9 protein-coding genes are annotated in these 12279 nt (G+C 63.9%); 1 reads left to right on the top strand and 8 read right to left on the bottom strand.

The annotated features are described in order from the left end of the window. Window positions 1–39 precede the first annotated feature (39 nt). A complete protein-coding gene (locus tag F758_RS0103885; RefSeq protein ID WP_024506619.1) occupies window positions 40–1305 on the bottom strand; it encodes a D-amino acid dehydrogenase in 1266 nt (421 codons plus the stop codon). Window positions 1306–1371: 66 nt separating this feature from the next. Then, on the bottom strand, window positions 1372–2700 hold the full coding sequence (aptA, locus tag F758_RS0103880; RefSeq protein WP_024506618.1) for an omega-aminotransferase AptA: 1329 nt from the start codon (window positions 2698–2700) through the stop codon (window positions 1372–1374). 153 nt (window positions 2701–2853) lie between these two features. Between aptA and F758_RS0103875 the strand changes: the two genes are divergently transcribed. Further along, complete coding sequence (locus tag F758_RS0103875) at window positions 2854–3402, top strand: cupin domain-containing protein (RefSeq protein ID WP_024506617.1); 549 nt, start codon at window positions 2854–2856, stop codon at window positions 3400–3402. A 26-nt stretch (window positions 3403–3428) separates the two neighbouring features. On the opposite strand, the gene F758_RS0103870 is transcribed toward F758_RS0103875, so the two are convergent. From F758_RS0103870 to F758_RS0103845, 6 genes are all read right to left on the bottom strand, one after another. Then, window positions 3429–4958: an FAD-dependent oxidoreductase gene (locus F758_RS0103870; RefSeq protein WP_024506616.1), complete on the bottom strand. Its 1530-nt coding sequence runs from the start codon at window positions 4956–4958 to the stop codon at window positions 3429–3431. 168 nt (window positions 4959–5126) lie between these two features. After that, window positions 5127–5921: a fumarylacetoacetate hydrolase family protein gene (locus F758_RS0103865; protein WP_024506615.1), complete on the bottom strand. Its 795-nt coding sequence runs from the start codon at window positions 5919–5921 to the stop codon at window positions 5127–5129. Window positions 5922–5976: 55 nt separating this feature from the next. Further along, complete coding sequence (locus tag F758_RS0103860; RefSeq protein ID WP_024506614.1) at window positions 5977–8139, bottom strand: hypothetical protein; 2163 nt, start codon at window positions 8137–8139, stop codon at window positions 5977–5979. Window positions 8140–8307: 168 nt separating this feature from the next. After that, the gene (locus F758_RS0103855; RefSeq protein ID WP_024506613.1) at window positions 8308–9759 is read right to left on the bottom strand and encodes an MmgE/PrpD family protein; all 1452 of its coding nucleotides are present in this window, start codon (window positions 9757–9759) and stop codon (window positions 8308–8310) included. Between the two features lie 13 nt (window positions 9760–9772). Next, window positions 9773–11245, bottom strand: coding sequence for an MmgE/PrpD family protein (locus F758_RS0103850; RefSeq protein WP_024506612.1), 1473 nt, complete (start codon window positions 11243–11245; stop codon window positions 9773–9775). Further along, window positions 11232–12275, bottom strand: a complete 1044-nt coding sequence (locus F758_RS0103845; RefSeq protein ID WP_024506611.1) for a PdxA family dehydrogenase — start codon at window positions 12273–12275, stop codon at window positions 11232–11234. The genes F758_RS0103850 and F758_RS0103845 overlap by 14 nt, the downstream gene beginning before the upstream one ends. Window positions 12276–12279: the final 4 nt, after the last annotated feature.

The following is a 12279-nucleotide window of genomic DNA, read 5'->3' as shown; positions in this document are numbered from 1 at the left end:
CAGAGCTGCTGCAGCCTCTGCTTCACTCGCGATGTCCCCTCACCCAAACCGGCGTTCGTACCTGTTCATCGCAAGCTCGCCGATATCGACCTCCGGCTTGCGGCCGCTCAGGACATCGGCGAGCACGCGGCCCGAGCCGCAGGCCATGGTCCAGCCAAGCGTTCCGTGGCCGGTGTTGAGATGCAGGTTGGCGTAAGGCGTCGGCCCGATCAGTGGTGGGCCGTCGGGCGTCATCGGGCGCAGGCCGCACCAGAATTTCACGTCGCTGAGATCGCCGCCCTGCGGAAACAGATCGGTCAAGGAATGATCGAGCGTCGCGCGGCGCGCCGGATGCAAGACATTGGAATAGCCTGAGATTTCCGCGGTGCCGCCGACGCGGATGCGAGAGCCCAGTCGCGTGATCGCCACCTTGTAGCTCTCGTCCATGACGGTCGAAACAGGTGCGCCCGCGGGGTCCTTCACCGGCACGGTGATCGAATAGCCCTTCACCGGATAGACGGGTAGCGAGATGCCGAGCGGCCCGAGCAGGCGCGGCGACCAGCTCCCGAGCGCGACGACATAAGCGTCGGCCTGCATGAGGCCGGCGGAAGTCGCGACGCCGGCAACGCGCCGACCATCCACGACAATCCGCTCGATGGAGGTCCCGAAGGAAAACTGCACACCGAGCTCTGCCGCCTTCGCGGCGAGCGTCTGCGTGAACATGTGGCAGTCGCCGGTCTCGTCGTGCGGCAGACGCAGGCCGCCGACGAATTTGTCCTTCACGGCAGCGAGCGCGGGCTCGGCTGCAATACAGCCGGTGCGATCGAGCACCTCGTAGGGCACGCCATATTGTTTGAGCACGGCGATGTCCTCGCCGGTGCCGTCGAGCTGCGCCTGCTTGCGGAACAGTTGCAAGGTGCCGCGGCTCTCTTCGTCGTAGTGAATGCCGATATCGGTGCGCAGGACGCGCAGACAGTCGCGGCTATATTCGGCGATCGGGATCATCCGGCTCTTGTTGACGGCGTAGCGCACACTGGTGCAGTTGCGCAGCATCTTCGCCATGAACACCCACATCGCGAGGTCCGGCTTCGGACGAATCACCAGCGGGCCGTGCTTCATCAAGAGCCACTTGATGGCTTTGACCGGAACGCCGGGCCCCGCCCAGGGCGAGGCATAGCCCGGCGAAACCTCGCCGGCATTGGCAAAGCTGGTTTCCAGCGCCGCACCCGCCTGGCGGTCAACGACCGTGACCGAGTGGCCGGCTTTCGCAAGATAATAGGCCGAGGTTACGCCAATGACGCCGGCGCCGAGGATTAGCACTTTCACCGATCAAGACTCCTGCGCGATCGCCGCGCCATTAGAGATGTCAACTGCGACCGCGAAGAGCAAGGATCAGGCCACGCGTTTAATGGCGACAGCCAGGATCGCCGCCATCTCGTCGATCTGCTCTTGCTTGACGATCAGCGGCGGCGACAGCGCGACCGTGTCGCCGGTGACGCGAAGCATCAGTCCGTTGTTGAAGCAGTCCACCATCACTTCATAGGCGCGCGCGCCGATGGCACCCGATCGCGGCGACAATTCGATGCCGGCGACGAGACCGATGGTGCGGATGTCGATCACATTGGGCAGGTCGCGCAAGCCATGCATCGTCTCCTGCCAGTGCAGTGCTAGTGTCGCACCGCGCGTCAACAGGCCTTCGCTTCGGTAAATCTCGAGCGTCGCCAGGCCCGCGGCACAGGCCACCGGATGAGCGGAATAGGTGTAGCCGTGGAACAGCTCGATCTGGGCCTCCGGCCCGGTCATCAGCGCGTCATGCACCTTGCGGCTGGTGAACACCGCACCCATGGGGATGACGCCGTTGGTGATGCCCTTGGCGGTAGTCATGATATCGGGGGTGACGCCGAAATAATTGGCTGCGAATGGCGTGCCGAGCCGGCCGAAACCCGTGATGACCTCGTCGAAGATCAGCAGGATGCCATGCTTGTCACAGATCTCCCGCAGCCGCTTCAGATAGCCCTGCGGCGGCACCAGCACGCCGGTCGAGCCCGCGACGGGTTCGACGATGACGGCTGCGATGGTCTCGGCGCCATGCAAGGCGACCAGGCGCTCGAGATCATCGGCGAATTCAGCGCCATATGCCGGCTGCTCCCTGGAAAAGGCGTTACGCGCGAGATCGTGGGTGTGGCGGATGTGATCGACGCCGGGCAGATGGGTGGCGAAGGCGCGCCGGTTGTTCACGATGCCGCCCACCGACATGCCGCCGAAGCCGACGCCATGATAGCCGCGCTCGCGACCGATCAGGCGCGTCCGCGTCGGCTGCCCCGCAGCGCGCTGATAGGCCAGCGCGATCTTCAGCGCGGTGTCGACCGATTCCGAACCCGAATTGGTGAAGAAGATGCGATCGAGTCCATCAGGCGCAATCGCGGCGAGCTTCTCCGCGAAATCGAAAGCGATCGGATGGCCCATCTGGAATGACGGCGCATAGTCCAGCGTCATCAGTTGTCGCTCGACCGCGGCTGCGATCTGCGGCCGGGCGTGGCCGGCGTTCACGCACCACAGCCCCGCCGAACCGTCGATCACCTTGCGGCCATCGACGGTCGTGTAATGCATCCCTTCCGCGGAAGCGACGAGGCGCGGCGCGGCTTTGAACTGTCGGTTGGCCGTGAACGGCATCCAGAAGGAATCGAGCTGCAAGGTGTTCGGAATCTGGTGGACGGTCACGGCGGCGCTCCTTTGCGTGGCTGTTCAAACAAGCCTGACCATGCTCGGGAATGGGCAACAAGTCCTTTTCTGATTGCAGGCAACCTCTTGATTTTGTTAGATCGCTAAAGGCATATTTGTGCGATCCGCAACAGCTCAAACACGGGATTTCCGATGAGCGTCGATATCGGCGGGCGACTCCGCTTCGTTCGCCAGCATCACAAGTTATCCCAGCGGGAGCTGGCAAAGCGATCCGGCGTCACCAACTCGACCATTTCCCTGATCGAGTCCAATCAGATGAATCCGTCCGTCGGCGCGCTCAAGCGCATCCTCGACGGAATTCCGATGGGGCTGGCCGAGTTCTTCGCGATCGAGCCGGAACGCCCGCGCAAGGCCTTTTACCGCGCCGACGAATTGACCGAGATCGGCAAGAAGCCGATCTCCTACCGGCAGGTCGGCGACAATCTGTTCGGCCGCGCGCTGCAAATATTAAGAGAGCATTACGGTCCGGGCGGCGACACCGGGCGCGTGCCGCTGGTGCACGACGGCGAGGAAGGCGGCATCGTGATCAGCGGCCGCCTGGAGGTGACGGTCGACGGCGAGCGGCGCATCCTGGGACCGGGCGATGCCTATTACTTCGAGAGCCGCCGCCCGCACCGCTTCCGCTGCGTCGGCAACAAACCCTGCGAGGTGATCAGCGCCTGCACGCCGCCGACGTTTTGATGCGGCCGGAGCATCTTCGTTCCGCGTCAGCTCCCGCGCTCCATCGCGAGCTCGGCCTCAAGATTGGCGAGGTCGCGATAGATCGAAGCCACCGCGAGCACGCGACCTTGCTGCTTGTACCGAACGAGACAATCCTTGCCGGCGATGCTGCCGTCGACCTTGATCTCGTCCCAGCTTTCCGCGTGACCGACATAGTTGATCGGCACGTCGTAATGCTGGCTCCAGAAGAACGGCACGGCATCGTAGCGCTCGCGTTGACCCAGCATGTTGCGCGCGGCGGTCTGGCCCTGCCGCTCGGCGACGACCCAATGCTCGACCCTGATATTGGCCTTTGAATGCGTATCCGGCCAGCGTGCGATATCGCCGGCAGCGAAGATGCCGGGGACGCTGGTTTCGAGATAGGCGTCGACGGTGACGCCGCGGTCGGTCGCAAGTCCCGCCTGTTCGGCAAGCGCGACGCGCGGGCGGACGCCTATTCCGACCACGACCAGATCGGCTTCGATCGCGGCACCGCTCTTCAGCGTGGCGCGTTTGCCATCGAGCCGTGTCACCGTGTCCTGCAGGTGGAAAATGACGCCGTGCTCTTCGTGCAGGGAGCGCACGAAATCGCCCATCTCGGCGCCAAGAATGCGCTCCATCGGCCGCTGCTCCGGCGCCACGACGTGCACCTCGAGATTGCGGGCGCGCAGCGATGCCGCGACCTCCAGCCCGATAAAGCTCGCGCCGATCACCAGCGCGCGCTTTGCGCCGGCCGCGCCGGCGATGATCGCGCGGCTGTCGGCGAGCGTGCGGAGCATATGGACGTGGGGCTGATCGGCGCCCGGGATCTGGAGGCGCACCGGCTCCGCTCCCGTTGCAAGCAGCAGGCGATCGAACGGCACCAACCCGCCATTGGCGAGAACGACCTTGCGTTCCTTCAGATCGATCGACGCGGCTGATGTGTTGAGCCTGAGTTCGATACCAACGTCGGCGTAAAAATCGTCCGGGCGGAGCGGCACCCAGTCTTCCGGCGCCTGACCCGCCAGATAGTCCTTGGACAAATTGGGCCGATCAACCGGCGGCGCGCCATCATCGCTGATCATGGTGATCAAACTGGCAAAGCCCTCGCGCCGCAGCATCTCGGCTGCAGCAAAGCCGGCGGCCCCACCGCCGACGACGACGATTCGGTCTGGCAAACCGCCCGCCCGGCGCGATGTAGCCGGCGGCGCTTCCTTGGGCTCCTCGCGCTTGCGGTAGACAAAAATCCTGTCGCTTTCGCGTTCGACCTGCCAGATGGCGAGCGCGTTCAGCGCCGGCGGACGCACCGCTTCGCCGCTGCGCAAGGCGAAGCAGGCGTGGTGCCAGGGGCAGCGAATCGTGTCGCCGACAACCAGCCCTTCCGCGAGCGGGCCGTGATAATGGCTGCAAAAAGCGTCTATCGCGAGAATCTCGGAGCCGAGCTGGATGAGCAGCACCTGCTCCTCGCCAACATGGCCGAGCAGCTTACCATCGGCGAAATCGGCAGGCGATACACCTTGCGTGAGATCCGGTCCGCTCGGCTTGTTGTCCTCGCTCATGTGATCTCTCCCCTTGCCACCGCCGCTTGTACAACCGGCGGCAGGACGCTGGAGCAGGTCCTGCGCGCCGATCCGTAAGCATTAGACGGTTCCGAGCCCAAAAAGTTCCTGGGACAAGGGCGGAGAGGCGCCCGTCGCGCGATGACCACCACGCGACCGGCGGAAGCGCTAGACGATCTTGATCGACATGTCCGGCAGGCCCTCGAGCCTGCACAGCAGCACGTCGCCCTTCACCACCGGCCCGACATTTTCCGGCGTGCCCGAGTAGATGATGTCACCGGCCTTCAGCTCGAATGCCTCTGAAAGTTTTGCGATCTGCTCCGCAACGCTCCAGATCATCTTGTCAAGGTCGGAGCTTTGCCGCACCACGCCGTTGACCGCGAGCGAGATCGCGCCCTTGGTGAGATGGCCGACCTTGGAGACCGGGTGGATCGGTCCAAGCACCGCGGCGTGATCGAAGCTCTTGCCGATCTCCCAGGGCTTCTTTTCCGCGGCCATGCCGTTCTGCAGGTCGCGCCGGGTCATGTCGAGGCCGAGCGCGTAGCCATAGACATGATCGAGCGCCTTGTCGGGCGAAATGTTGGTGCCGCCGGATTTGAGCGCCGCGACCAGCTCGACCTCGTGGTGATAATTCTTGGTCAGCGAGGGATAGGGGTGGTCGGCGACGACGCCGACCGGCACGTTCTGGATGGCGTCCGTCGGCTTCTGGAAGAAGAACGGCGGCTCGCGGTTCGGATCCGAGCCGCGCTCGATCGCGTGGGCGGCATAGTTGCGGCCGATGCAGTAGATGCGGCGGACCTGAAACACGCCGTTCTCTCCGACGATCGGAATGGTCGTGATCGGCACCTCGAAGATCGGCTTCGGACCGGCTTGCGCCGCGGCCGGAGCCGCGTCGGAGATGGCGGCGGCCGCTACAGCCCCCGTTGCCACCATCAGCAGATCGCGTCGAGAAGTTCTTTGCATGTGATGCTCCGTTGGAGCCGGCCCCGCAACGCGCGGAACCGGCGAGTTGAACAAATCAGTGCGCCAGCGGATTGGGCCGCATCTGCACCTTGAAGACTTTGGGATAGGCATCCTTGCCGCCCTCGCCATGGAAATTCGTGCGTGTGCCCGAGGTGGTCCAGATGCCGCGTCCCTTCCAGCCGGCAGACGCATCATCGATACGTCCATCGACGTTCTTGGTGAAGAAGCCGAGCGGATAAGGCACCCGCAGCGTGACGAACTCGCCATTCACCAGAGCAAGGAGCGATTCGCCACCATTGGCCGACGCGATCGGCACATTGGCGCCGAGGCCGAGGATATTATAGCGGTCGACCCAGAGATAATACGCGTGGTTGGCGCTGCCCTTCGGGTCCAGCCCCCTGAACTGCGGGCCGGGCATCCGGTAGACCTTCCAGCCTTCGGGACATTGCTTGCCTTCGGCCGTGCTCGGGCCGTTGAGCGGCCCCTTGCACAGCCTGCGGTCGAAGCTCGCGAGATGGCCGCTCGACAGGGCTGTCCAGACCACGCCATCGAGTCCGATATCGATGCCGCGCGGACCGAACGTGCCCTCCGGCGGCTGATAGATTTCCGCAAGCGCCGTGTTGGCGGGGTCGGGCCCCGGCACCACGCGGATGATGTAGCCGGGTTGATCGATCCGCGAGAAGCCGCGGTCCATCGACTGGCCCCAGATGGAATCGTCGACCGGGCTCGGCATCACGCCGTAGAAGGAGGCCATGACGCGCTTGTCCTTGGCCGGATCGAGCGGGTCCTTCGGGCCCACATAGGCATCACGCTTGCCGTTCCCGTTGGTGTCGATCACGAGCGGCGTCCAACCTTGCGCGGTCACGCCATCATGCGTCTCGCGGAATTGCTTGACATTCAGCCAGCCAACGATGCCGCCGCCGAGAGTCGGGCCGCCCGCGCTCATCCACAGCGGGTCGTTGGCATCATGCCCGAAATAGAGGTGATGCGTGGAAAAGCAAGTGTTGATCATGTCCCATTTGCCGGTGACAGGATCGAACCGTGAGAGTTGGCGCACCGAGGTGGCCTGCGGATCAACCTTCGCGGATGGATGGCTGGAGCCCTGCTTGCAGTAATCCGGATTTTCCGGCGGCCGCAGACGCGCGGTGAACCAGACCTTGCCCTGCTCGTCCATGATGACGTTATGGATGCTGGTGTGACCGTCCCAGATCGCCTCGTCGCCCCAATAGGCCGACGTCCCGCGCGGCGCGTCCGCCGACGATGGCGTGTTCGGATCGAGGTAAGGCTCCTTGATCGTCGCGGCGACGTTCTTGACGGGATCGAGCGTCGGAATGAGGTCCGTGCTTTCCTCCGGAGATCCGTAGATCAAGCCATTGGCATTCACCGTCGGGTTGCGCTTGTCGGTCGAGATCGCATCGTGCTGGTAGTGCGTGGGTGAGGCCCAATCCCACTCGGTGTAGACGACATTGCGTTCGATTCCCTTCGGTCGCTCCGGCTTGTCGAAGGGCAATTCGCCCTCCGCGATGCGGTCGGTCCATTTCGCGAATAGCGAATAGGCCTTTTCGGGTCCCATGCTGCCCAGCACCACCGCCATATATTCCATGGCCTGGCCCGCCTGCGTGCGCATCGCCCACGCCTCCTGCGAATCGTGACCCTCGCTGAACATCTTGGGCACCTCGCGGATACCGCGAGAGCCGAGCGCATGGCAGGACTGGCAGCCATTCTTGACCGTATCCACCCACTGCGCCTGGCTTTTCATGGTGTCCGGCATCTTGTTGCCCTTGTCGCCGGTGCCGGGGAATTCGTTCGGCGCCGGAATGTCGAGCATCGAATACCAGTACATGCCGGGATAGAGCTGCGCCGCAGCGCCGGCCGAGGCGGCAGGCTTCACGTTGAAGTCGACAACCTTGCCCGGACGCGCATCGACCTGTGCGCTATCGGTCAAGCCGTAGCCCCGAACCCAGACCTTGTAGCTGGCGTCGGGCAAATCGGGAATGACATAGCGGCCCTGATCATCGGTGACGACGATCTTGGCATATTTGGTGGGAAGGTCCTTGGTCTCGGCGATCACCCAGACGCCCGCCTCGGGGCCCTTCTCGCCGCTCACCTGACCACCGATGTCATGCGCGGAAATATCGACATTCGCCGCGATGACGGCGCTTGCCTGTAACAGCGCGGCCGCGCCGGCACAGCCGGCGATCCATTGCTTCAGATTCATGTTTCTCCCCTTACTGTGCCTGTGTCCTGCACCGATGTTTTTTTACCGCCGCACTTGTCTTCGTGCGTTTCACAACCGCCTTGGATAATGGCCTTAGATTCTGCCCAACAGGCCTCCTTGTCGAGTGCTTTGGCGAATAGCTGCCCTACATCGGCCGCGCCCCGCCTCTCAGGTGGTGAAAAGCGGACGCAGTGCCCGCACATCCTCCACGTGTTCCAGCGCATTGATTTGCGCGATCAGCTTTTCGGTCTTTTCCGCCCCTAGCACGGGCGCCATCAGATCGCGCGCCTTGGCGCTCACGGCCTCGGTGCTGAGCGGATTTTCCTTGGTGCCGGGCGGAAATTTGGTGAAGTGGTCGAGCTTGCGCCCGTCGACCAGCGTCACCTCGACGATGGCGCCGCGCGGCGCAGCCGGGTCCATCAGCGCGTTATCACCCGCCAAAGTGATCTTGGCGCGCTGCTCGAGGATCTTTGGATCGTGCATCAGCGCGGTGTCGTGGCTGTCGGCGAACGAAACGGCCCCCTTCACCAGCGCAAGCGCCACTAGATGCTGGCAATTGACGTCGGGCATGGCACTTTCGCCGACAATGCCCATCGCGTCGGTCGGAAGTTTCACCAGAATGCTTCGGACGTTCTCGGGGGTGAGATCATGTTGTTTGCGCAGGCTCAAGAGCGCATCCAGCGGCGACTGGATCGGATAGCCGACGGAGTAGGTCTTGATCGCCGTCTCCGTGACGTAGAAGCGGTGGCCGAGCCCATCCAGCATCTGCTCCGGCTTCGGCTCGGTCGACAGCGCGATGAAGAGGTTGTGCGTGCCGTCCAGCACATCATCCACGCCGGTGAGGCCTGCCTGGACCATGGTGACTGCCATCACGCCATTGCGCGCGCCCATGCCGGCGAAATCGAAGGCCTTTTCGATATGGTCCTTGTCCTTGACCCAGCTCCACAGGCCCGAGACCTGCTGCGCGGAATACGAAATCGCAAAACGCATGCCCTGTTCGTCGAGTTGGGCGAGCGAGGCGGCCGCGCCCAATGCGCCGAAGGTCGAGGCCGTCCCCTCCGCGCTGCGATGCGTGCCGCGCACGAGGTCGGGTCCCAGTGCCATCAACAGCCGACAGGCGAGATCGTAGCCAAGCGTAACCGCGCGAATGAACTCCGCGCCGCTGCGGCCCTCCTTTTCCGACATCGCCAATGCGGCCGGAATCACCGAACTGCCGGGGTGCGCCTTGGTGACGGGCTCGAAATCGTCGGTCTCGTTGGAATGGGCGCACATGGCGTTTGCCAGCGCGGCATTGATGGCGGTGGTATGGAAGTCCGAACCTACCACCGAGGCCTGCGGCTCGCCGCCGAGCGTGCGCACATATTTCGTCGCCATCATGCCCGGCTTCATCCGCGAACCCGAGACCATCGCGCCAACGGTGTCGAGAATGCGATGCTTGCACGCCAGTATCACCGCATCCGGCAATTCCTGGCGACGTGCCGCAGCCATGTAGCGGGCAAGGCGCGCCGTGACGCCGGCAGCCCCGTCCGCGGCCAGCGCGCATCTGAACGGCGATGCCGCCAGCGTTGCGAACGCACCAGCGGACAGCAGCAGGCGGCGACGCGATAGTGCTTGGTGCATGTAACCCCTCACCTTACGCCGAGGCCGACATCTTGGCGATTTCAGCAGCATTCGGCAGGCTTTCGACGTTCCAGCAGGCGTCCATCACCCGGCGGATCGTCGGCGGAGCAATGATGCCGTCGGCGAGATCGGTAAACTTCGCCTCGAGCTGCTGGTTTGTCATCGGCACCTCCACGCTGCCGACCGCATGTTCTATGTAGCGGTGCAATTGTCGCCCATCCTTCAGCACGACGGTCATGTCGACCTGCTCGGGCTTGATGCCCGGCGTGACCACCGGATTGACCTTGCCACGTAGCGCGACGATGGTCGGATCGTTCACCGCGCGGTCGCTGAACTGCTTTTCGCCCCCGGCACCCTCGACCAGCGCGACGGCAACCGCATGATAGATGCTGAACTTACCTTCCAGCCCCTCATGCGGGGTCTTCTTGCCGGTGAGCTCGAGCACCAGCGGATGCACCTTGAGATCGACGTGATCGATCTGATCCGCGGTCAATCTGTTCTCATTGCGCAACTGGATCGCCGCGTCGATCGCCGGATGCATCACGATGCCGCAGGCGAACGGCTTATAGGTGTTCAGCGCCGCCTCGTAGCGCTTGCCGAGATCGCCGAGGATCTCGTTGTAGTCCTGCTTGGTGCTGATCGTATTGGCCCAGCCGCGCTTGGCCTCTATCATCTCGTCGGAGGAAGTAAAATTCTTCGAGGCCAGCATCGCCGCGAAGATGCCGTTGGAGGCGGCGCGACCGGGATTGAAGCTCTTGTTCATCGAGCCGAAGGATTCGCGCAAGCCGACCGGCTGCGAGGCGGCAAGCCCAAGCGCCCACACCATCTGCTGCTCGTTGAGCTTGAGCAATTTGCCAACAGCCGCCGCAGATCCGAACACGCCGGCGGTGCCCGTGATGTGCCAGCCGACATCGTAGTGATTCGGATAGACGGAGTTGCCGATCCGGCACTCGGTCTCGACGCCGAGCACGAGCGCGTTGAGGAAATCCTTGCCGGAGACCGGCTGCATCTCCGAGAGCGCAAGGATCGCCGACGCCACGGGACCCGCCGGATGAATGATGGTCTTCAGGTGCGTGTCGTCATAATCGAAGATGTGGCTCGACACGCCATTAATGAAGGCCGCGTTCATGATGTCGAACCGCTCGCGCCGCCCGAACAGCGAGGCCTGCTGCGGGCCCGAGAACGGCGTCAGCGCGGCAACTGCGATATCCACGGTCTGGTGGCGCGAGCCGCCGATCGCAACGCCCACCCAATTCAGCAGCGTCCGCACGCCCTCCTTGCGCACATTGGCTGGAAGATCATCGTAAGTGGCGCCGACGAGATAATGCGCAAGCGCCCGCGTCACGCCGTTGGCTGGTGCGGATTTTGCGGGCGCGGCAGGCGCGGCGGCGGAAGCATCCGCGAAAGCCATGCCGGTTGCACCGGCAGTGGCGAGCGGAAGCGCGACAGCCGTCTGCAGCAGGGTTCGGCGATCAGTGATGGGCATGGGTAATCTCCCGGGTTCTTGTTTTTACATTGGCAAGCTGGGCGGCAAGTCGGACCGCGCTTTCGAGCGCGCCGGTCTTGGCCATGCCCTTGCCGACGATATCGAAGGCGGTGCCGTGCGAAGGCGTCGTGAAGACGGTGTCGAGCCCTGCCGTCACCGTGACGCCCCGATTGAAGCCGCGCAGCTTGGTCGCGATCTGGCCCTGGTCGTGATACATCGCCACTACACTGTCGAACTCGCCGGCAAAGGCGCGGATGTAGACGGTGTCGGCCGGATAAGGCCCACTGCAGGCGATGCCGCGCTTGGCCGCGGCTTCGACGGTGGGACGGATCATCTCGATCTCGTCGCGGCCGAACAGGCCGCCCTCGCCCGCGTGGGGATTGAGCGCCGCTACCGCGATGCGGGGTCTTTCGATGCCCGACTTGCGCATCATGCGGTCGGCAAGCTCGATCGCATCGGTGATACTCTCCGGAGTGATGCAGTCCAAAGCCTCGCGCAGCGATTGATGGCCGGTGACCCGCGACATCCATTGCCCATCGAGCACGTTCATCTCGGAGAAATAGCCCTGATGGCCGAGCAGGCTCGCGAACATCTTGTGCTCGTCGGGGAACTTCCAGCCGCCGTCGAACATCGCGCGCTTGTTCAGCGGCGCAAAGGTGATGGCGTCAACCTCGCCGGCTTTGGCGAAGTCGATCGCGCGCGACAGCGTCTCGCCGGTGAGCCGGCCGGAATCGGCATTGGACTTGCCGAGCGGAAACAGCGACGGATCGGCATTGCCGAGATCGACCAGCGGCACCACGCCGTGATGCCAGAAAGCTTTTGCCGGCGAAGTGACGTGCTCGACCTTCAGCTTCACGGCGGCGTGCGCCATGCCCATCTCCAGCACGCGGGCGTCGCCGACCACGACGAGGCGAGCGACATTGGCGAGATTGCCGTCGGCCAGGATGCGCGCAGTTTGCTCAGGCCCGATGCCGGTGCAATCGCCAGGTACCAGCGCGACGATCGGGAGAGCGTCTTGACTTGTGTCCATTGAA

It is taken from the genome of Bradyrhizobium sp. ARR65 (assembly GCF_000472385.1).
GTDB lineage: Bacteria > Pseudomonadota > Alphaproteobacteria > Rhizobiales > Xanthobacteraceae > Bradyrhizobium.
This window is presented reverse-complemented; position numbering and strand designations above follow the sequence as displayed.

Excerpts from the sequence above, each read along its gene's own strand:
- F758_RS0103850 (WP_024506612.1), bottom strand. The coding sequence starts at position 11,245 with ATGCCCATCACTGATCGCCGAACCCTGCTGCAGACGGCTGTCGCGCTT.
- F758_RS0103865 (WP_024506615.1), bottom strand. The coding sequence starts at position 5,921 with ATGCAAAGAACTTCTCGACGCGATCTGCTGATGGTGGCAACGGGGGCT.
- F758_RS0103875 (WP_024506617.1), top strand. The coding sequence starts at position 2,854 with ATGAGCGTCGATATCGGCGGGCGACTCCGCTTCGTTCGCCAGCATCAC.
- F758_RS0103845 (WP_024506611.1), bottom strand. The coding sequence starts at position 12,275 with ATGGACACAAGTCAAGACGCTCTCCCGATCGTCGCGCTGGTACCTGGC.
- F758_RS0103855 (WP_024506613.1), bottom strand. The coding sequence starts at position 9,759 with ATGCACCAAGCACTATCGCGTCGCCGCCTGCTGCTGTCCGCTGGTGCG.
- F758_RS0103860 (WP_024506614.1), bottom strand. The coding sequence starts at position 8,139 with ATGAATCTGAAGCAATGGATCGCCGGCTGTGCCGGCGCGGCCGCGCTG.
- F758_RS0103870 (WP_024506616.1), bottom strand. The coding sequence starts at position 4,958 with ATGAGCGAGGACAACAAGCCGAGCGGACCGGATCTCACGCAAGGTGTA.